We start from the raw sequence: 20,046 nt of genomic DNA, 5'->3' as shown, positions 1-20,046 counted from the left end.
CGCCATGGACCAGCAGATGATCGCGGGCTACGCACCGACCCCGGTGGCCGCCCGGATGGAGAACCACGGCTCGTCGATGCTCAAGGTCGCCATGGTGACCGGCCAGGACCTCTTCGCGCGCAGCGGCTCGATGGTCGCGTACGAGGGGTTCGTGCAGTACGAGCCCAACCCGCCCGCCGTGCGCCAGATGGCCTCGGCCTGGCTCACCGGTGAGAGCGCCCCGCTGATGAAGTGCAGCGGCGACGGCCTGCTCTACTTGGCCGACTACGGCGCCGACGTGGTGTGCCTGAACCTCAACAACGAGTCGGTGTCCGTCAACGGCACCAACCTCCTGGCCTTCGACGCGCATCTGACATGGGGCGTCGAGCGGGTCAAGGGCCTGGCGAAGTTCGCCGGCCAGGGCCTGTTCAACGTCGGGGTGTCCGGCAACGGCTGGGTGGCCGTCACCTCCCGCGGCACACCGATCGTGGTCGACTGCGGCAGCGGCGCCGACGAGACCTACGTCGACCCGGACGCGCTCGTCGCCTGGTCGTCGGGGCTGAAGATGAAGGCCAAGCGCAGCTTCAAGGCGTCGTCGCTGATCGGGCGCGGCAGCGGGGAGGCGTTCCAGATCGCCTTCTCCGGGCAGGGCTTCGTCGTCGTCCAGCCCAGCGAGGACAGCACAGACCGCCTCCGAGTCCGGGGCTGAGGGGGAACAGAGCATCATGCAGAGCCCGCTTTTCGCATTCACCGAGGTCCAGAGCGAGGACCACTACACCCTGCAGAACTCGTACCTGCTGCGGGTGAAGCTGGACGGCAACACCGGCCCCGACTGCCTGGCCCGCAAAGGGTCGATGGTCGCGTACCAGGGCATGATCGAGTTCGACGGCGAGTACCAGTCGCAGGGCCAGCGCGGCGCGCGGCGGTTCACCGGCGAGGGCCTGGACCTGATGCGCTGCTCCGGGCAGGGCACCGTCTACCTGGCCAACCTGGCCCAGCAGATCCACGTCCTGGACGTCGACCAGGAGGGGCTGACCGTCGACAGCGCCTATGTGCTGGCGCTCGACTCCGGGCTGCACTACGACGTGATCGCCGTGGACAGCCAGTTCGGCCTGTCCGGCACCGGCGCCTACAACCTGAACATCTCGGGGCGCGGCAAGGTGGCCCTGATGACTTCGGGCAAGCCGCTGCTGATGCCGGTGACGCCCGACAAGTACGTGTCCTGCGACGCGGACGCGGTGGTCGCCTGGTCGACCAGCCTGCGGGTCCAGATGCAGGCGCAGACCAGCAGTTCCTCGGTCTTCCGCCGCCGCGGCAACACCGGCGAGGGCTGGGAGCTGAACTTCGTCGGCCAGGGATACGTCCTGGTGCAGCCCAGCGAGCTGATGCCGCCGCAGAACGCGGTGATCGGCCAGGGGCTGCGCGCGCAGTACGGCATGGGCCAGCACGGCGCGCACGGCCAGAACCAGGGCAACATCTGGTCCAACTGACGCCCGGCATCCCGAGCTTGCCCGGTGCGCCGGGCAGGCCCGGGGCCGCGGTCAGAGGAGCGCGCGGGTCCTGGCCAGCAGGCCCACCACCGAGCTGTCGGCCACCTCGGCCACCTCGTCGTACCCGAACCAGCGCAGTTCGAGCGACTCGTCGCTGATCGCCACGGCCGCGTCGCGCGGCGCGAGGGCCGCGTACTGCACATCGAGATGCCAGGCGCAGGGCGTGAGGTGCCGGTCGAGGTTGACCGGCTCGGGGCGCAGCAGCCGCAGCCCCTCGATACCGGACTCCTCGGTCCCCTCGCGCAGCGCGGACGCGGCCAGCGAGATGTCCTCCGGCTCGCAGTGGCCGCCCATCTGCAGCCACATCCGCAGCTTGGCGTGCAGGGTGAGCAGCACCCGCTCCCGGGACGGGTCGATCACCAGGGCGCTCGCCGTGATGTGCCCGTCCCGGCAGGGCTTCCACACCCCGTCGGGGTGCGCGCCCAGATGCGCCAGATACTCCTCGCGGAGCCGCTCCTGGCCCTCGTCGGGCGCGCGCCAGCCCTCAAGGACGCCGACGGCGTCCGCGTGCAGCCCGCTCACTTCTCGCCGTCGCCGTCCTCGTCGCTGCCCTTGGCGTCGTCTTTGGCGTCCTTGTCCGTACGGTCGCCGGCGTCGTCCTTACGGTCCTTGCCGCCGCTCGCGGCCTCGCCGAGCATCTTGTCCAGCTCGGAGAAGTCCACGGTCTCGCGGTGCACGAAGCCGTCCGGGTCGTCGAGGTCGGCGGCGGTCGGCAGCATGTCGGGGTGCGCCCACAGGCCGTCACGGCCGTCGACACCGCGGGCGTCGGTCAGCGAGGCCCACAGCCGGGAGGCGTCCCGCAGCCTGCGGGGGCGCAGCTCCAGGCCGATCAGGGTGGCGAAGGTCTGCTCGGCGGGACCACCGGTGGCGCGGCGGCGGCGCAGCGTCTCGCGCAGCGCGCCCGCGGACGGCAGATGCGGCGCGGCCGCCTCGTGCACGACCGCGTCTACCCAGCCCTCGACAAGGGCCAGCGCCGTCTCCAGACGGGCCAGCGCCGCCTTCTGGGCCGGGGTGTCCTCGGGCTGGAACATGCCCTGCTGCAGCGCCTCCTGGAGCTGCTCGGGCTGCGACGGGTCGAGCTGGCCGACGGCCTCCTCCAGCCGCGCGGTGTCGACCTTGATACCGCGCGCGTAGCCCTCGACGGCGCCGAACAGATGGGCGCGCAGCCACGGCACATGGGCGAAGAGCCGCTGGTGGGCGGTCTCGCGCAGCGCCAGGTAGAGGCGCACCTCCTCCTGCGGGACGCCGAGGCCGTCGCCGAACGCGGCGACGTTCGCCGGGAGCAGCGCGGCCTTGCCCGCCGGGCCGAGCGGCAGCCCGACGTCGGTCGAGCCGACCACCTCACCGGCCAGGGTGCCGAGCGCCTGCCCGATCTGGGAGCCGAACATCGCACCGCCCATGGAGCGCATCATGCCGAGCAGCGGCCCGGACATGGCCTGCATCTCCTCCGGCAGCACATCGCCCATCGCGCCGGCGACCCGCTCGGCCACCGGATCGACCAGCTCCTTCCACACCGGGAGGGTCGCCTCGACCCACTCGGCGCGGCTCCACGCGACCGCGGACCCGGCGCCGGAGGGCAGCGAGGTGGCGCCGTCCAGCCACAGGTCGGCCAGGCGCACGGCCTCCTGCACCCAGGTGCGGTCGGAGGCGCTGACGGTCGCGTCCTTGACGCCGTCCGGCGTGCCCTGGGCGACGGTCTGGCGGGCGATGTCCTTGGCCATGTCCCAGTTCACCGGCCCGCCGTCGTACGACAGCATCTGGCCGAGCTGCTGGAAGGCGGCTCCGAGGTCGTTGGGGTTCAGCGAGCCGAACATCGCCGCGAACGGGTTGTCGCCGCCGCCCGCGCCGAAGGGGTTGTCACCGAATCCGAAGGGGTTGGGCGGTCCGCTCTGGCCGCCGTCCTTGCCGCCGCCCTTGTTCTGCCGACCGTCGTCCCCGTCCTCGGGCTCCTCGGGAGGGACGCCGAATCCGAATGGGATGTCACTCACGGGATTCCTCGGCTCTGTGTTGTGATGGGCTGGGAGTGCGGGCTGTACCTCCAGCCTAGACACCTGTCGGGCAGGATGGCTGCGTACCGATGTCATACCGATGCCATACGGCAGCCGCACCTCGTACCTGAATCAACCGTGGGAGACACCCGGTGAGTTCCCCAGAAGGACACGTTCGCCCAGAGCGGAGCGCCGCCAGGGCCGGAACGGGACCGGTGGTCGCGATCACCGGCGCCGCCTCCGGCGTCGGGCACCACCTGGCGCTGCGGCTCGTGGAGTCCGACCAGGTCAGGAAGGTCGTGGCGATCGACGAGCGGCGCGGTGACGTGCCCGGGGCGACCTGGCGGGTGCTCGATGTGCGCGACCCCGCGATCGCCGAGAAACTGCGCGGCGCCGACGTCGTCGTCCACCTGGCGCTCGACCTGGACCTGACGTCCGACGCCAAGGCCAGGTCCGCCTTCAACGTGCGCGGCACGCAGACCGTGCTCACGGCGGCGGCCGCGGCGGGCGTGCACCGGGTGGTGCTGTGCACCTCCGCCATGGTCTACGGCGCCCAGGCCGACAACGACGTGCCGCTCGCCGAGGACGCCCCGCTGCGGGCCACCTCGGAGGCCAGCTTCGTCGAGGACCTGATGGAGATCGAGCGCCTCGGCCGCCGCGCGCCGCGGGCCCACCCCGGCCTCAATGTGACGATCCTGCGCCCCGCGGTCCTGGTCGGCGGCACCGACACCGCGCTCACCCGGTACTTCGAGTCGCCGCGGCTGCTGGTGGTGGCGGGCAGCAGGCCGTGCTGGCAGTTCTGCCATGTCGACGACCTGGTGTCGGCGCTGGAATACGCCGTCCTGGAGAAGGTGGACGGCGAGATGGCGGTCGGCTGCGACGGCTGGCTGGAGCAGGAGGAGGTCGAGGAGCTGACCGGGATCCGGCGTATGGAGCTGCCGCCGGCCATCGCCTTCGGCGCCGCCTCCCGGCTGCACCGCCTGGGCCTGACCCCGTCGCCCGCCGGTGACCTGGCGTACACGATGCACCCCTGGGTGGTCAGCGGCAGCCGTCTGCACGAGGCGGGCTGGCGGCCGCAGTGGTCCAACGAGGAGGTGCTGGCCGAGCTGCTCGAGGAGGTCGCGGGCCGCAACTCGGTCGCGGGCCGCCGGATCGGGCGCAAGGACGCCACCGCGCTGGGCGCCGCGGGCGCGACGGTCGCCCTGGTGGGCGCCGCGGCCGCGGTACGCAGGGCCCGCAGGCGCCGCGGCATCTGAGCGCCGCCACTCCCTCCCCGGACCGTGGGGGAGTCCTGGCGTGGAAGACACTTTCCGTATCGCGGGCAGATGAGGCAGCATGGGCGACATGGCACCACAGCACGAAGACCGCGAGACCGGCACGACGCCCGGCACCGGCTCCACCGAGGACCAGGGCGGACCGATCCGTCTGCTGGCGATCCGCGACACCCCGCTGTCGGTGGACGAGGTCTTCGCGGCGGTCGGGGACGACGCCGCGGGCGGCACCACGCTCTTCGTCGGCACCGTGCGCGACCACGACGGCGCCTCCGCCGCCGGGGTGACCGGGCTGACGTACTCCGCGCACCCCGGCGCCCTCGCCGAGCTGCGCCGGGTCGCGGAGAAGGTCGCCGCGGACTTCCCGGTCCGCGCGCTGGCGGCCGTCCACCGGGTGGGTGAACTGCGGGTGGGCGATCTGGCGGTCGTGGTGGCGGTCTCCTGCCCGCACCGCGGCGAGGCGTTCGCGGCCAGCCGGCGCCTGATCGACGACCTCAAGGGCGAGGTTCCGATCTGGAAGCACCAGACCTTCACCGACGGCACCGACGAATGGGTCGGCGCATAGCACGCCGAGGGGCGCTCACTGCGGTTGCGTAACCCCGTGCGTCGCCAGAACGTTGGTCTTCAGAGCGGTTAATCTGCTCATAAGTCCGTTTTGGTGTACGTGGGTCGGGAGTTCACAGTGGCAGCACTCGCATGGTTGATCATTCCGGTGGTCGGCGCGATCTGCGCAGCCGCCTGGGCCCGCTGGGCGACGCGTGCCCGCTCCAGCGGCGACGGCGCCTCCCTCGCGGGCTACGAGCGGTTCCGCGAGGCGATGCAGGGCGAGGCGGTACGGCCGGAGCCGACGCAGAAGCCGGACACCGAGCCCGCCTGACGCCGGCCCGCACCCGAGCGGACTCACCCCGGGAGCCGGTTGCCGGTCCGGTCCCGTAGGGTCGGGGGCATGCCCCGCCGCACCGCGACGCTGCTCGCCTCGACACTGACGCTGATAGTGCTGCTGTCCGTCGCGCTGATCGCGCGGGCGCCGTACGCGGAGATGTCACCGGGACCGACGGTGAACACCCTCGGGGACTACGCCGGTGACACCGTGATCCAGATCACCGGGCGCAAGACCTACCCGGCCTCCGGTCACCTCAACATGACGACGGTCCGGGTCACCGGCGCCGACTACTCGATGAACCTGGTCGAGGCGGTGCTCGGTTGGGCGCGGCACGACGACAAGGTCGTCGAGCACGACACCCTGTACCCCCAGGGGCAGACCGCCGAACAGGCCGACCAGGAGAACGCCGAGGAGTTCAGCCAGTCCCAGGACAGCGCCAAGGTCGCCGCGCTCAAGGAACTGAGCATCCCGGTCGGCTCCCGGGTGATCGTCGCCACCGTGGTCAAGGGCGCCGCCTCGGAGGGCGTGCTGCACGCGGGCGACGAGATCAAGGCCGTCGACGGCACCCAGGTCAAGGAGGCCGACCAGGTCGCCGGGCTGGTCACCAAGCACAAGCCGGGCGAGAAGGTGGTCTTCACCATCGTGCCCGCGGCCGAGGTCAAGAAGCCCGCGGGCCAGCAGACCCCGCAGCAGGTGACGATCACCACCCGGGTCTCCCACGACCAGGGCCCGCGGCGGGCCGTGGTCGGCATCTCGGCCGGGATCGAGCACATCTACCCGTTCACCATCGACATCAAGCTCGCCGATGTGGGCGGCCCCAGCGCGGGCATGATGTTCGCGCTCGGGATCATCGACAAGCTCACGCCCGGCGACCTGACCGGCGGCAAGTTCGTCGCGGGCACCGGCACCATCGACGACACCGGCAACGTCGGGCCGATCGGCGGCATCAGCCTCAAGACGATCGGCGCCCGGGACAAGGGCGCGAAGTACTTCCTCACCCCGGCCGACAACTGCGAGGAGGCCGCCAAGGACATCCCCTCCGGCCTCACCCTGGTGAAGGTGAAGACCCTCGACGACGCCATGGCGGCGCTCAAGGACATCAAGTCGGGGAACGTCGCGGCGCTGCCGAGCTGCAAGAGCTGAGCCCGGGGCCGCCCCGGGCCGCCCCCCCGGCGGGCCCGCCGGGCCCGCCCCGCGCCCCGTCAGCCCTCGAAGGTCGCCGTCAGCGCCTCCGCCAGCCCCGGCACCAGTTCGGAGCCGGTGAGCACCTCGGTCGGCGAGTCCTTCGCGCGCAGCCGTACGGCCGACTCGCGGGCGCCGTCGCGGAGCACCGCCACCGTCATCCGTACCTCCTGCCGCTCGGGGTGGGCGGCCACCCAGGAGGCCAGGGAGGCGTCGTCCAGGCCCTCCGGGATGGCCGTCTCGGCGGACGGCGGCAGCATCAGGCGCTCCACGGTCAGGGCGCAGCCCGCGATCACCTCGGGCCAGGCGATCGTCGCCAGGAACTCGTCGAGCGGGGTGCCCGCGGGCAGCTCGTCCTGCTCGATCGGGGTCAGCGCCCCCGCGGTCGTCTCGTCGGCCCCCAGCCCGAGCTGGTCGGCCAGGCCGGGTTCCTGGGTACGGAGCTGCGCGGTGTCGACGAGGGCGAACAGCCGCGCGGGCTGGTCCCAGCCGAGACCGGACGCGTAGTCGTCGATCTCCAGAACGGCACGGGTCAGCGGGCTTCCCGCGAGCGGTGCACCATCGGTCGCAATGTTGGACATGGTCAATATCCTGCCTCTTCCCAGGGCGGAATCGGGAACCGGCTAAAGCGTAGGTAAGTTGCACCTGTGGGGATCCGACCCGGGACCCCCGCGAAACACTGACATTTCGAGGTGCGCACCTTGGTATTCCAGATGCCGGACCGTGGCGGCGGGCCGTCCGGGCCGCGGATCAGAGTGGGCCGCCCGTCCCGGCGGACGCGGACGCTGCTCATCACCCTCGGCATACTCGCCGCGCTGATGATCGCGTTCGTGATGTTCGCCGGGTTCTGGACGGACTGGCTCTGGTACCGCTCGGTCCACTACTCGTCGGTCTTCACCACCACCCTGTGGACCAAGGTCGGTCTCTTCTTCGTCTTCGGCCTGCTGATGGCCGGCGCCGTGGGGCTGAACATCTATCTGGCGCACCGGCTGCGGCCGCCGCTCAGCGCGATGTCGGTGGAGCAGCAGAGCCTCGACCGGTACCGGATGGGTGTCGCGCCGTACAAGAAGTGGGTGCTGCTCGGGATCTGCGCGGTGGTCGGGCTCATCGCCGGCGGATCTGCCTCGGGACAGTGGCGGCTGTGGCTGCTGACCACCAACGCCACCAAGTTCCACGTCAAGGACCCGCAGTTCCACAAGGACGTCTCCTTCTACGCCTTCGACCTGCCCTGGTACCGCTTCCTGCTGAGCTTCGGCTTCGCCGCCGTGGTCCTGTCGCTGGTCGCCGCCGCCCTGGTGCACTACCTGTACGGCGGGCTGCGCATCACCTCGCCCGGCGGCCGGGCCACCGCCGCCGCCACCGGCCATCTGTCGGTGCTGCTCGGCGTGTTCGTCTCGCTCAAGGCGGTCGCCTACTGGCTGGACCGCTACGGGCTGGCGGTGAAGTCCAGCGGCTTCAAGGCCACCGACAACTGGACCGGCCTGCGGTACGTCGACGCGAACGCGTACCTGCCCGCCAAGACGATCCTGTTCTGCATCGCGGTCATCTGCGCCCTGCTCTTCTTCGCGACGCTATGGCGCCGCACCTGGTCGCTGCCCATGATCGGCTTCGGCCTGATGGTGCTCTCCGCGATCCTGATCGGCGGCCTGTACCCGGCCATCGTGCAGAAGTTCCAGGTGCAGCCGAACGAAGCGGCCAAGGAAGCGCCGTACATCCAGAAGAACATCGACGCGACCCGGGCCGCGTACGGCATCGCGGACAGCCAGGTGAGCGACTACGCGGGCACCAGTGGCGCCGCCAACGGGACGCTGCGGGCGGACGCCAACAGCACCGCCAGCGTGCGGGTGCTGGACCCGAACGTGGTCTCGCCGACGTACCAGCAGATGCAGCAGTCGCGCAGCTACTACTCCTTCCCGTCCACGCTCGACGTCGACCGGTACACCACCGGCGGCAAGGAGCAGGACACCGTGGTCGGCCTGCGCGAGCTGAACATCAACGGCATCCCCGAGAACAACTGGATCAACGACCACTTCAAGTACACCCACGGCTTCGGCCTGATCGCCGCCAAGGGCACCACCGCCACCGCCAGCGACCCCTCGGGCCAGCCGGTGTACACCGAGCAGGACCTGCCGACCAGCGGTGACCTCGGCTCGTACCAGCAGCGGATCTACTTCGGCGAGCAGACCAAGCAGTACTCGATCGTCGGCGGTCCCACGCCGGAGCTCGACTACGCGGACAAGGACGGCGAGAAGCCGTTCACGTACGACGGCACGGGCGGCGTCAGCCTGAACAACCCGGTCACGCGGGCCGCGTACGCGGTGACGTTCGGCGAGCCGCAGATGCTCTACTCCGGGGCGATCGGCAAGGGGTCGAAGATCCTCTACAACCGCACCCCCAAGGAGCGGGTGGAGGCGGTCGCGCCCTGGCTGACCATCGACGGCGACCCGTACCCGGCCGTGGTGAACCACAAGGTGGTGTGGATCGTGGACGCCTACACGACCACCAACGGGTATCCGTACGCGTCGCGCACCACGCTCGGAGACACCACCGCGGACTCCCTCACCGACAACCAGCGCGAGGTCATCGCGCAGCAGAACCAGGTCAACTACATCCGCAACTCGGTCAAGGCGACCGTGGACGCGTACAACGGCACGGTGACCCTCTACCAGTGGGACACCCAGGACCCGGTGCTGAAGACCTGGATGAAGGCGTTCCCGCACACGGTGAAACCGAAGTCCGACATCTCGCCGGAGCTGATGGCGCATCTGCGCTATCCGCAGGACCTGTTCAAGGTGCAGCGGCAGCTGCTCACCCGCTACCACGTCACCAAGGCCGCGCAGTTCTACAGCGGCAGTGAGGTGTGGCAGGTGCCGGACGACCCGGCGTCCAAGTCGGGCAAGGCGGTGCCGCCGTACTACCTGAGCATGAAGATGCCGGACCAGAGCGACCAGTCGTTCTCGCTGACCACCACCTTCACGCCGAACAAGCGCAGCAACCTGTCGGCGTTCATGGCGGTGGACGCCAACGCGACCAGTCCGGACTACGGCAAGATGCGGGTGCTCAAACTCCCGTTGAACGCCCAGGTCGACGGGCCGCAACAGGTGCAGAGCAAGTTCAACTCCGAGCCGCAGTTCGCCCCGACGATCACCTTGCTCAAGGGCAAGGACTCCACGATCGAGTACGGCAACCTGCTCACCATGCCACTGGACGGCGGGCTGCTGTACGTGGAGCCGGTGTACGTGCGCGGCGCGGACACCGACTACCCGCTGCTCAAGAAGGTGTTCGTCAACTTCGGCGGCAAGATGGCGTTCGAGGACACCCTCGGCAAGGCGCTGGACGTGGTCTTCGGCAACGGCGCGAGCCCACCGCCGGCCGACACCGGCGGTTCGACCACCAAGCCGCCACCGACGACGACCGTCAACCCGACCCTCCAACAGGCCCTGGCCGACGCCCAGAAGGCGTACGACGACGGTCAGGCGGCCCTGAAGGCGTCGGACTGGGTGAAGTACGGCGAGGCCCAGAAGCGGCTCGCCGACGCCCTCAAGGCGGCGCAGGACGCGGAGAAGGGCACCAAGAGCCCGGCCAACGGGACCAAGGGCGGCTGATCGGACCGAACGGGCGACACTCCGCGACGTGGTAGCGTTGCACTCAGAACGCAACGAAAACCGTCGCGGGGTGGAGCAGCTCGGTAGCTCGCTGGGCTCATAACCCAGAGGTCGCAGGTTCAAATCCTGTCCCCGCTACTGCTCGAAGAGGCCCGAAGTCAACTGACTTCGGGCCTCTTCACTGTTACGGGGGATCTTCGCGGAGTAGGGTTTGGCGTGACGCCTTGTCGGGAAGTCGACAAAACGCTGTAGTGACCAATCGGGTTGCGGTATACCAGGTGTACGCCGGTAGCGGGTGGTGCGACGATGGACCTCATGGGGGATGGTGCAAGACTGCTGAATACTCGTCAGATCCGCGAACAGCGCGGGTCGGCGGGCGACATGTCGACGCCCGCGACCGTTTCCGCGCTGCTGCCGGCGCCGCGTCCAGGGGAGGACGCCGGTGCCACCGACACACAGGGGACCGTTCAGGAGACCGCTACACGTGCGCTGAGCGCCGCTGAGCTTCCCGAGCCCGCCGGACTGGCCGAACTGCCGGACGAGGAGGGCCTCGCGCTCCGCGAGGAGGCCGAGATCGAGGCGCGCCACCGCCGCGCGGCCGACCAGGGCGACCCGGGCGCGATGAGCGCGCTGGGCACCCTGCTGCTGCGCCGCGGCGACCTCGACGGCGCCGAGCCGTACCTGCGCGCGGCGGTCACCCACGGGGACCGCGCCGCCGCGAACAACCTGGCGCTGCTGCTGCACCAGCGCGGCTACGCGGACGAGGCGGCCGGGTGGTGGCGGATCGCCGCCGTCGCGGGCTCCGCGCCCGCGGCGCACGCGCTGGGCCGCTACTACCGCGAGCGGGGCGACGAGCCCGCGGCCGAGTACTGGCTGCGGCACGCCGCCGAGTCCGGCCACACGCTGGGCGCGTACGCCCTCGCCGACCTGCTCGACCACCGGCGGGACGTCGGCGCCGAGCGCTGGTTCCACGCCGCAGCCGAGCACGGCCACCGCGAGGCCGCCTACCGGCTCGCCCGGATCTGCGCCGACCGCGGCCAGAACCGGGAGGCCGAGCAGTGGTTCCGGCAGGCCGCCGCGCGCCGCCACCGGCGGGCCGCGCTGCGGCTCGGCACCCTGCTGGAGGAGCGCGGCGAGCTGAAGGAGGCCGCGCGCTGGTACCTCACGGCCGCCAGGGACGGCGAGGCGCGGGCCGCCTGCGCGCTGGCGTTCCTGCTGCGCGACGCGGGCGACATCGACCAGGCCGCCACCTGGTGGCGCCGCGCCGCCCAGGCGGGCGACGGCAACGCGGCCAACGCGCTCGGCGCGCTGCACGCCCAGGAGGGCGAGACGCAGACCGCCGAGCGGTGGTACCGCACGGCCCTGGACGCGGGCGACATCAACGGCGCCTACAACCTCGGCCTGCTCTGCGCGGGCCAGAGCCGTACCGCCCAGGCCGAGCAGTGGTACCGCAAGGCCGCGTACGCCGGGCACCGCGAGGCCGCCAACGCGCTGGCCGTGCTGCTGCTGCAGCGCGGTGACGCGGCGGGGGCCGAGCCGTGGTTCTCCAAGGCCGCCGAGGCGGGCAGCATCGACGCCGCCTTCAACCTCGGCATCCTGCACGCCAGCCGGGAGGACGGCGACGCCGCCCGCGGCTGGTACGAGCGGGCGGCCGCCGCCGGTCACTCGGAGGCGGCCCTCCAGGTGGCCATAGCGCTCCAGCGCGAGGGCGACCACCACGGCGCCGAGCGCCATCTGCGGTGCGCCGCGGGCGGTGGCAGCCCGGAGGCGGCGTTCCGGCTCGGCGCGCTGCTCGACCGGCGCGAGCGGGAGGGGCAGCAGGAGGGCGGCACGGCCGAGGCGGAGACCTGCGTCGAGGCCGAGGAGTGGTACGAACGGGCCGCCCAGCAGGGGCACCGCCGCGCCCAGGTGCGGCTCGGCATGTGCGCCGCCCAGCGGGGCGACGTGGTGGCCGCGGCGCACTGGTACCGGCGGGCCGCCGAGGCGGGCTCCCGCAACGGCGCCTTCAACCTCGGGCTGCTGCTGGCCCGTGAGGGCGCCGAGCCCGAGGCGGCGCTGTGGTGGACCCGTGCCGCCGACGCGGGGCACGGCCGCGCCGCGCTGCGGATGGCGCTGCTGGCCGCTCGCCACGGTGAGCTGGCCGAGGCGCAGTCCTGGTGCGCGCGTGCCATCGCCTGCGGCCCGGCCGAGGTCGCCGAGCGCGCCGCCCGGCTGACCGACGCGGTCAAGCACGAGCTGACGGCGTAAGAAGAAGGGGTGGGGTCCGGCGTCCGGACCCCACCCACTTACTGATTTGCACTGCTCAGCGGCGCTGGTCTACAGTGAGGGCACAACGACGCGGGGTGGAGCAGCTCGGTAGCTCGCTGGGCTCATAACCCAGAGGTCGCAGGTTCAAATCCTGTCCCCGCTACTGTTGGAGAAGGCCCGGAAGCCATGGCTTCCGGGCCTTCTTCCTGTCCGCGCGCGTCGCGTCCCGTGTCCCACTTGCCCCAATGGTCCCGGCCACTTCTTATTCGGGCAAAGTCCCGCCGATCCGTCTTGGTCCTGGTGCGCGGGCGGGCCATCCTGGTCGGGTACGACGGGGCAAGGAGGCGGGATTGCTGCGCAGACGGCGGGGGCGATCCGGAACGGGCCGTGAGGCCGCGGCGGGCTTCACCGTGGACACCGAACGCTGGACGCGCTGGTGCGAGGCCACCGCCGACGGGCGGCGCGAGGACGCGGTGATCCTGCTCACCCAGCTGCGCGCGGTCCGGGACACCGGCCCGCCGTACGACCGCGCCGCCGCCGTCGAGGCGCTCAGCCGCGCTCCGGCCGATCTGCTGCTGGTGCTCGACCGGCACGCCCGCCCCGGTCTCAGCGGCCCGCGGCCGACCGGCTACGGCTCCGCCGACCCGCTCCGGCTGCTGCTCGCCTCCCTCGACCAGGACGGCCGGGTCCGCGCCGCCGCGGTGACCGGCCTCGCGGGCTGCGGCGGACCGCTGGCGGTGGGCGCGCTCGCGCTGCGGACCGTCGACTGGGTGCCCGAGGTGCGGGAGGACGCGGTGGCCGCGCTGGTCGCCAGGAACGCCCCCGACGAGGTCGCGGCCGCGGTCCGGGTGCTGCTGCGGCTGGGCCGGCGCAGCCGGGCGGGCGGTCTGCTGGCCGACTATCGGGCGGTGCTGAGCGAGCCGCCGCACCGCCGCGCGGTCCGCGCCCTGGCCGCCGACTCCGATCCGCTGGCCCGCCGCTTCGGCGTGGAACTCGCCCTCGATCTCGGCCAGTACGTCCGCGGCGACCTGCTGCGGACCGCGCTGCACGACCACGACCAGGTGTGCCGCAAACTCTGCGCGCAGCGGCTGCTGGAACTCGACCCCGACCAGGCGGGGCGCCTGATGTGGGCGCGCAGCGCGGGGGTGCGGGAGCTGGCGGTGGCCGCGCTGCCGCCGGACGTGCCCGCCACCCGGCTGGTGCCGCCGCTGGCCGACCGGGCCCGGATGGTGCGGGCGCAGGCCCGCTGGCAGCTCTACCGGCGCGGTGAGCCGCCCGCCGACGTCTACCGCAGGCACTTGCGCAAGGCAGGCCGGTCGACCTCGCCGCGGCTGGCGGCCGGGCTGGCGGCGGGGCTCGGGGAGTGCGGTGACGCGGGTGACGCGGCGCTGCTGATGCGGCTGCTCGGGCCGCGGGACCGCGACCACGGCGAGTCGTGGCCGCCGATGGTGCGGCGGGCCGCGGCACGCGCGGTGGGGCGGCTGGCCCAGCCCGCCGAACTGGTCGCCCTGCTGGGTCCGTTGGCGACCGACCGCGATCCGGGCGTGGCCCGCGAGGTCTTCGAGGCGCTGGCCCGGGTGCCGCAGGACGTGCCGGCCGAGACGTTATGGGTCGGCAGGACCCGTACGGAACCGGCCGTCCGCCGGGCCGCCGAACGCATCGGCAGCGGCTCGGGACGGCCGGATCCGCTGAGCCCGGTGAGTCCCGGGGTTACGAGCAGTCGGGGCACAGCCCCCGGTAGGTGACCTCGACGGCGGAGACCGCGAAGCCGAAACGCTCGTGCGCGGGCAGCGCCGCCAGCGCGTCGCCGTGCGGGTGGACATCGCGGATGGTGCCGCAGCCGGAGCACACCAGGTGCTGGTGCGGACGGTGGGCGTTGGGGTCGTAGCGCTTGGCGCGGCCGTCGGTGGCGACCTCGATGATCTCGCCGATGGTCACCATCTCGCCCAGGGTGTTGTAGACGGTGGCACGGGAGATCTCGGGCAGCCGTTCGATGGCACGCGCGTGCACCTCGTCGGCGGTCAGATGGACGTGGTCGCCGTCGAGGACCTCGGCGACCACCCGCCGCTGGGCGGTCAGCCGCCAGCCGCGTTCGCGCAGGCGTTCCAGCAGGTCACTCATGCGCATCAGCCTAACAGTGGGGTGTTCGGATTCGAACGAGTCCGTGACTGTCTCTTTTCTTGACTTGGACTCTGTCCATTGTAGGATCTGGTCATACGCCTGAGATGCGAAGGCGTGACCGGCGGCTTCCGCCGGGCGGACCCCGACTACGGCAAGCGGCTGGAGGCAGCGGTCCAAGGCCCTCCGCGCCCGAACTGCCGCTTTCCGTAAGGCCGGAGGGGCCGGACGCCATTGGGCTCCGGCCCCTTCGTCGTACGGTGGCCGCGGGGTCAGACGGTGACGGCGGCGGTCGTGCCGGTGGCGTGCTCCGGCGCCCAGCAGCGGATGATGTCGCGGACCGAGACGACCCCCACCGGGTCGTGTCCGTCGAGCACGATGAGATGGCGGAAGCCGCCGCGGACCATGGCGGTGGCGGCCTCCTCGAGGGTCCACCGGGGGGCGGCGAACACGACGTCAGTCGTGGTGTGGGCCTGGGCGAGTTCGTGGTCGGGGCTGAGCCCCGCGCCGATGGCGTTGAGCACGTCGCGCTCGGTGAGGATGCCGAGGGCGCAGCTGTCGGTGTCGAGGACGATGGCCGCGCCGACACGGCGGGCGGACATCAGCCGGGCGGCCTGGCGGAGGGTGTGGGCGGGGCCGATGGTGAGGACCACCGTACTCATGGCGTCGCGGACCAGCATGGACAGGCACCTCCTGGACTGAATCCGTTCCGTGAACGAATTCACAAGTTCACAAGCGGGGGCACCTTCATCGTCACACCGACCAGGGGGCGGGGCAAGGGGGCGCGCGAGGCTCCCGCGCGGCCCGGCCGCGACTCTACGCGCGGCCCAGATACCCCAGGAGTTCCTCGTGCAGCAGGCCGTTGGACGCCGCCGCGTTCGTCCCGAACGGGCCCGGCTCGCCGTCCAGCGAGGTGAAACGGCCGCCGGCCTCCCGCACGATCACATCGGGCGCCGCCATGTCCCACATGTTCAGCTCGGGCTCCGCGCAGATGTCCACCGAGCCCTCGGCGACCATCATGTACGGCCAGAAGTCGCCGTAGCCGCGGGTCCGCCAGCAGTTGCGCGACAGGTGCAGGAACCCGTCGAGCCGCCCCTGCTCCTCCCAGCCGGTCAGCGAGGAGTACGCGAAGGAGGCGTCCTCCAGCTTGCCGACCTGGGACACGTGCAGCCGGGTCGCCGACGACAGGCTGCGGCCGGTGTACGCCCCGCCGCCCTTCGACGCCCACCAGCGGCGGCCGAGCGCGGGCGCCGACACCACGCCCACCACGCCCTCGTCACCGTTCTCGCCGCGCACCATCAGGGCGATCAGCGTGGCCCACACCGGCACCCCGCGCACATAGTTCTTCGTGCCGTCGATGGGGTCGACGATCCAGCGGCGCGGCCCGGTGCCGTGGCTGCCGTACTCCTCGCCGAGCACCGCGTCCCGCGGGCGGGCCCGCCCGAGCTGACCGCGCATCAGCTCCTCGGCCGCCTTGTCCGCTTCGCTGACCGGCGTCAGGTCCGGCTTGGTCTCGACCTTCAGATCGAGGGCCTTGAAGCGGTCCATGGTGGCGGCGTCGGCGGCATCGGCCAGCACATGGGCGAGACGCAGGTCGTCGTTGAATTCGGGCATAGGGCGAACAGTAGCGATCTCGCCTGGTCCCGGCCATCATGCCCGCTGCGTGAGACCTTGACAGAGTCGGCCGCCGCGTCAATTCTCATCGCACGGCCGGCGTCCGCGAGGTGCGGCGCCTTGGAGGCGACGATGCCTACCGCGCGGGAATCGCTACTGGACGCAGCCTTCGCCGCGCTCGGCGACCGGCCGTGGACCGAGGTCCGGATGGTCGAGGTGGCCGCCGCCGCCGGGGTGTCGCGGCAGACCCTCTACAACGAGTTCACCAGCAAGGAAGGGCTCGCCCGCGCGCTGGCCCGCCGGGAGACCGACGACTACCTCGCCGGGGTGGACCGCGCCCTGGCCGCCGCGGAGCGGGTCGGCGCGGACGCCGGGGAGTGCTTCGCCGGCGCCGCGGGCTGGACGCTGCGGACCGCCCGGCGCAGCCCGGTGGTCAAGGCCGCGCTCACCGGGGAGCACACCGACCGGGTGCCGTTGCCCCGCGATCCCCTGGTCGCCGCCCTCCCCGGCCGGGCGGCGGGCCCCGCCGACCTGGTCGAGGCGCTGCGGGCCCGTACGGTCGCGGCGCTGGTCCGCGGCCAGCCGCGGTTGCGGCACAAGGACATCGCGTGGGCCTGCGAGGCGGCCATCCGGCTGACCCTGTCCTACGTGATCGCCCCGGCGGCCACCGACGAGGCGGCGTGCCTGCGGGTGGCCCAGCTGGTCAGAAGCCTGCTGTCGTGGCCCGCGCCCGAGGGCGGCGCCGGTACCTGAGCGGGCGTCAGTGCGCCGAGCCCGAGATCTGCAGGCCGATGACGCCCACGATCACCAGCGAGATCGACACCAGCTTCAGGGTGGAGACCAGGTCGCCGAGGAAGACCATGCCGTAGATCGCGGTGCCCGCGGCGCCGATGCCGGTCCACACCGCGTACGCCGGGCCGACGTCGAGCTTCTTCAGTGACAGGGTGAGCAGGCCGAACGAGCCCAGCGCGAACAGGCAGAAGGCGATGGTCGGCCAGATACGGGTGAAGCCGTGCGACAGCTTGAGGCAGACGGCGAAGCCGGTTTCGAGGAAACCCGCCACCACCACCAGCAGCCACGCCATCGGGTGCCTCCCGTTCCCGTCGTGTCGCGTCGATTCCGTTGCGATGCGCGATGCGCTGTCGATCATCACACAGCAGGCCGGGAAAGCGCGTGCCGGTCGGGTGAAGTGGCGCACGATCCGCCGGACAGCCGCCTAGTCGCCCTCGCGCCGCTCGCGGGTGGCCAGCAGCCGGCGCAGGGAGTCGAGGCGGGCGGGTTCGGCGTGGCCCGCGGCCACCCAGGCGTCCAGGGCGCACTCCGGCTCGTCGTGCGAGCAGGCCCGCGGGCACTCCTCAGTGCCCGGCTCCAGGTCGGGGAAGGCGTGGATGACCCGCGACGGGTCGATGTGGTGCAGGCCGAACGACCGTACGCCCGGGGTGTCGATCACCCAGCCGGTGTCGCCGGGCAGCGGCAGTGCCAGCGCCGAGGTGGTGGTGTGCCGGCCGCGGCCGGTGACCGCGTTGACCAGGCCCGTCGTGCGCTGACGCTCCACCAGCGCGTTGACCAGGGTGGTCTTTCCGACGCCGCTGTGCCCGACGAAGGCGGTGACGTGCCCCGCCAGCCGCTCCCGGATCGCGTCGACGCCGCCGGTCAGGAAGTCCTCCCGGTTGGTCACCACATACGCCAGGTCCAGCGCGCCGTATGTCTCCAGCAGCGGCGCGGCCGGGGCGAGGTCGGACTTGGTGAGCACCAGCAGCGGTTCCAGGCCCGCGTCGTAGGCGGCGACCAGACAGCGGTCGATCATCCGGGGCCGCGGCTCGGGGTCGGCCAGCGCGGTGACGATGGCGAGCTGGTCGGCGTTGGCGACCACCACCCGCTCGTACGGGTCGTCGTCGTCCGCGGTCCTGCGCAGCACCGACCTGCGCTCCTCGACCCGGACGATACGGGCCAGCGTGTCCTTGGTGCCCGACAGGTCGCCGACCACGGCCACCCGGTCGCCGACCACCGCGGACTTGCGGCCCAGCTCACGGGCCTTCATCGCCACGACCTCGCGGTCGTCGACGAGTACGGTCAGCCGGCCGCGGTCGACGGTGAGCACCATCGCCTCGGCGGCGTCCTCGTGCTTGGGCCGGATCGTGGAACGCGGCCTGGTGCCCTTGGCGTTGGGGCGGACGCGGACGTCGTCCTCGTCGGGGTTCTTTCCGTAGCGGCGCATGGCGGAGCGTCAGCCCCGTCCGGTGGGTCGGCTGCCGGCGAGCATCGCCGTCCACAGCTCGGGGAACTCCGGCATCGTCTTGGCGGTCGTCGCCACGTTCTCCACCTGGAGGCCGTCCACGACCAGGCCGAGCACCGCGGCGGCGGTGGCCAGCCGGTGGTCCTCGTAGGTGTGGAAGATTCCGCCGCGCAGCGGGCGCGGGCGGATCCGCAGCCCGTCCTCGGTCTCGGTGACGTCACCGCCGAGTTCGTTGAGCTCCTTGGCCAGCGCGGCCAGCCGGTCCGTCTCGTGCAGCCGCAGATGGGCGATGCCGGACAGCTCGGACTCGCCGTCGGCCAGCGCGGCGACCGCCGCGATCACCGGGGCCAGTTCGCCGACCTCGTGCAGGTCGGCGGTGATGCCCTGGATCCGGCCGGTGCCGGTGAAGGTCAGCCCGCGGTCGGACAGTTCGTACGTGCCACCCATCAGAGTGAGGATGCCGCGCAGCGCGTCCCCCGCCTGGGTGGTGCGGCGCGGCCAGTCGGGCACGGTCACCCGGCCGCCGGTGACCAGCGCGGCGGCCAGGAAGGGCGCCGCGTTGGACAGGTCGGGCTCCACCGTCAGGTCCCGGCCGAGCAGTGCGCTCGGCGCCACCCGCCACATGTCACGGGTGCCGCCGTCCTCCGGCGTGTCCACCTTGGCCCCGGCCTTGCGCAGCATGTCCACGGTCATCCGGATGTGCGGCAGCGACGGCAGCGTACGGCCGGTGTGGCGCAGCTCCAGGCCCTGGTTGAAGCGCGGTCCCGACAGCAGCAGGGCGCTGACGAACTGCGACGACGAGGAGGCGTCCACCTGGACGGCGCCGCCGTCCAGCGAACCGGCGCCGTGCACGGTCAGCGGCAGCGAACCGCGGCCCTCGTCGTCCACCCGGGCGCCCAGCGCCCGTAGCGCGTCGATCACGCCGTGCAGCGGGCGCTCGTAGGCCCGTGCGTCGCCCTCGAAGCGGATCGGGCCGTCGGCGAGTGCCGCCACCGGGGGCAGGAAGCGCATCACGGTGCCCGCGTTGCCCACGTCGATCCGGGCCGGGCCGTGCAGCCCGGTGGGGATGATCCGCCAGGCCTCGCCGCCGTCCGGGTTGACCGTCTCGTCGATCTGCACGCCCATGGCGCGCAGCGCGTCGGCCATCAGGACGGTGTCCCGGCTGCGCAGCGGGCGCCGCACCCAGCCCGGTTCCGAGGAGTGGGCGGCCAGCACCAGGGCACGGTTGGTCACCGACTTCGAACCGGGCACCGTGACAGTCGCGTCCACGGCACCGGGCGCGGTCGGGGCCGGCCAGAGTGGGGCTTGCTCGGTGCTGTCGGTCATGGGGCCCAAGCGTAGTGGCTCGGGTAGGGGGAGACAGGCCGCGGAAT

The 20,046-nt window shown here is 72.2% G+C and carries 19 protein-coding genes and 2 tRNA genes; 12 read left to right on the top strand and 9 right to left on the bottom strand.

Annotated features, from left to right (window positions below; all coding sequences use genetic code 11):
- Nucleotides 1–4: 4 nt before the first annotated feature.
- The gene (locus tag AB0M29_RS32745) at nucleotides 5–688 is read left to right on the top strand and encodes an AIM24 family protein (protein ID WP_365389339.1); all 684 of its coding nucleotides are present in this window, start codon (nucleotides 5–7) and stop codon (nucleotides 686–688) included.
- A gap of 16 nt (nucleotides 689–704) precedes the next feature.
- Nucleotides 705–1,469, top strand: a complete 765-nt coding sequence (locus AB0M29_RS32740) for an AIM24 family protein (protein ID WP_365389336.1) — start codon at nucleotides 705–707, stop codon at nucleotides 1,467–1,469.
- Nucleotides 1,470–1,520: 51 nt separating this feature from the next.
- Here AB0M29_RS32740 and AB0M29_RS32735 read toward each other — a convergent pair whose 3' ends face one another.
- Nucleotides 1,521–2,051 carry an NUDIX hydrolase gene (locus tag AB0M29_RS32735; RefSeq protein WP_365389333.1) on the bottom strand — a complete coding sequence of 177 codons (531 nt, stop codon included), beginning with the start codon at nucleotides 2,049–2,051 and terminating at the stop codon, nucleotides 1,521–1,523.
- Complete coding sequence (locus tag AB0M29_RS32730; RefSeq protein WP_365389330.1) at nucleotides 2,048–3,517, bottom strand: zinc-dependent metalloprotease; 1,470 nt, start codon at nucleotides 3,515–3,517, stop codon at nucleotides 2,048–2,050. The genes AB0M29_RS32735 and AB0M29_RS32730 overlap by 4 nt, the downstream gene beginning before the upstream one ends.
- Before the next feature lie 152 nt (nucleotides 3,518–3,669).
- Between AB0M29_RS32730 and AB0M29_RS32725 the strand changes: the two genes are divergently transcribed.
- From AB0M29_RS32725 to AB0M29_RS32710, 4 genes are all read left to right on the top strand, one after another.
- Nucleotides 3,670–4,773, top strand: a complete 1,104-nt coding sequence (locus AB0M29_RS32725; RefSeq protein WP_365389328.1) for an SDR family oxidoreductase — start codon at nucleotides 3,670–3,672, stop codon at nucleotides 4,771–4,773.
- An 88-nt stretch (nucleotides 4,774–4,861) separates the two neighbouring features.
- Nucleotides 4,862–5,353 (top strand): molybdenum cofactor biosynthesis protein MoaE, encoded by a 492-nt coding sequence (locus AB0M29_RS32720; protein ID WP_365389325.1) that lies wholly within the window; start codon nucleotides 4,862–4,864, stop codon nucleotides 5,351–5,353.
- 117 nt (nucleotides 5,354–5,470) lie between these two features.
- Nucleotides 5,471–5,665 (top strand): hypothetical protein, encoded by a 195-nt coding sequence (locus tag AB0M29_RS32715; protein ID WP_365389322.1) that lies wholly within the window; start codon nucleotides 5,471–5,473, stop codon nucleotides 5,663–5,665.
- Between the two features lie 69 nt (nucleotides 5,666–5,734).
- Nucleotides 5,735–6,814, top strand: coding sequence for a PDZ domain-containing protein (locus AB0M29_RS32710; protein WP_365389320.1), 1,080 nt, complete (start codon nucleotides 5,735–5,737; stop codon nucleotides 6,812–6,814).
- A gap of 59 nt (nucleotides 6,815–6,873) precedes the next feature.
- On the opposite strand, the gene AB0M29_RS32705 is transcribed toward AB0M29_RS32710, so the two are convergent.
- A complete protein-coding gene (locus AB0M29_RS32705) occupies nucleotides 6,874–7,434 on the bottom strand; it encodes a PPA1309 family protein (RefSeq protein ID WP_365389317.1) in 561 nt (186 codons plus the stop codon).
- Between the two features lie 132 nt (nucleotides 7,435–7,566).
- Here AB0M29_RS32705 and AB0M29_RS32700 point away from each other — a divergent pair, with 132 nt between their 5' ends.
- The 5 genes from AB0M29_RS32700 to AB0M29_RS32680 all read left to right on the top strand — a co-directional run bounded on the left by AB0M29_RS32700 (nucleotide 7,567) and on the right by AB0M29_RS32680 (nucleotide 14,450).
- Nucleotides 7,567–10,458, top strand: coding sequence for a UPF0182 family protein (locus AB0M29_RS32700; protein ID WP_365389405.1), 2,892 nt, complete (start codon nucleotides 7,567–7,569; stop codon nucleotides 10,456–10,458).
- A gap of 64 nt (nucleotides 10,459–10,522) precedes the next feature.
- A tRNA-Met gene (locus AB0M29_RS32695) sits at nucleotides 10,523–10,596 on the top strand.
- Nucleotides 10,597–10,764: 168 nt separating this feature from the next.
- Nucleotides 10,765–12,705, top strand: a complete 1,941-nt coding sequence (locus AB0M29_RS32690; RefSeq protein ID WP_365389314.1) for a tetratricopeptide repeat protein — start codon at nucleotides 10,765–10,767, stop codon at nucleotides 12,703–12,705.
- Between the two features lie 89 nt (nucleotides 12,706–12,794).
- Nucleotides 12,795–12,868 (top strand) — tRNA-Met (locus tag AB0M29_RS32685).
- A gap of 187 nt (nucleotides 12,869–13,055) precedes the next feature.
- On the top strand, nucleotides 13,056–14,450 hold the full coding sequence (locus AB0M29_RS32680; protein ID WP_365389311.1) for a HEAT repeat domain-containing protein: 1,395 nt from the start codon (nucleotides 13,056–13,058) through the stop codon (nucleotides 14,448–14,450).
- Here the strand turns inward: AB0M29_RS32680 and AB0M29_RS32675 are convergent.
- The 3 genes from AB0M29_RS32675 to hisN form a co-directional block, all read right to left on the bottom strand.
- On the bottom strand, nucleotides 14,416–14,826 hold the full coding sequence (locus AB0M29_RS32675) for a Fur family transcriptional regulator (protein ID WP_365389308.1): 411 nt from the start codon (nucleotides 14,824–14,826) through the stop codon (nucleotides 14,416–14,418). The genes AB0M29_RS32680 and AB0M29_RS32675 overlap by 35 nt on opposite strands.
- Before the next feature lie 269 nt (nucleotides 14,827–15,095).
- Nucleotides 15,096–15,503 carry a CBS domain-containing protein gene (locus AB0M29_RS32670; RefSeq protein ID WP_365389305.1) on the bottom strand — a complete coding sequence of 136 codons (408 nt, stop codon included), beginning with the start codon at nucleotides 15,501–15,503 and terminating at the stop codon, nucleotides 15,096–15,098.
- A 136-nt stretch (nucleotides 15,504–15,639) separates the two neighbouring features.
- Complete coding sequence (gene hisN / locus AB0M29_RS32665; RefSeq protein ID WP_365389302.1) at nucleotides 15,640–16,437, bottom strand: histidinol-phosphatase; 798 nt, start codon at nucleotides 16,435–16,437, stop codon at nucleotides 15,640–15,642.
- Nucleotides 16,438–16,569: 132 nt separating this feature from the next.
- On the opposite strand from hisN, the gene AB0M29_RS32660 reads away from it, so the two are divergent.
- Entirely contained in the window at nucleotides 16,570–17,190 is a 621-nt protein-coding gene (locus tag AB0M29_RS32660; RefSeq protein WP_365389298.1) for a helix-turn-helix domain-containing protein, read from the top strand.
- Nucleotides 17,191–17,197: 7 nt separating this feature from the next.
- On the opposite strand, the gene AB0M29_RS32655 is transcribed toward AB0M29_RS32660, so the two are convergent.
- The 3 genes from AB0M29_RS32655 to aroA all read right to left on the bottom strand — a co-directional run bounded on the left by AB0M29_RS32655 (nucleotide 17,198) and on the right by aroA (nucleotide 19,999).
- Nucleotides 17,198–17,521 carry a multidrug efflux SMR transporter gene (locus tag AB0M29_RS32655; protein WP_365389296.1) on the bottom strand — a complete coding sequence of 108 codons (324 nt, stop codon included), beginning with the start codon at nucleotides 17,519–17,521 and terminating at the stop codon, nucleotides 17,198–17,200.
- A 132-nt stretch (nucleotides 17,522–17,653) separates the two neighbouring features.
- Nucleotides 17,654–18,655 carry a ribosome small subunit-dependent GTPase A gene (rsgA, locus tag AB0M29_RS32650; protein ID WP_365389293.1) on the bottom strand — a complete coding sequence of 334 codons (1,002 nt, stop codon included), beginning with the start codon at nucleotides 18,653–18,655 and terminating at the stop codon, nucleotides 17,654–17,656.
- Between the two features lie 9 nt (nucleotides 18,656–18,664).
- Entirely contained in the window at nucleotides 18,665–19,999 is a 1,335-nt protein-coding gene (gene aroA, locus AB0M29_RS32645) for a 3-phosphoshikimate 1-carboxyvinyltransferase (protein WP_365389290.1), read from the bottom strand.
- Between the last annotated feature and the right edge of the window lie 47 nt (nucleotides 20,000–20,046).

Origin of the sequence: Streptomyces sp. NPDC051976, assembly GCF_040680795.1 — a bacterium.
Classification (GTDB): Bacteria; Actinomycetota; Actinomycetes; order Streptomycetales; family Streptomycetaceae; genus Actinacidiphila.
Note: the sequence above shows the minus strand (reverse complement) of the source record. Positions and strands in the feature narration are given on the sequence as shown.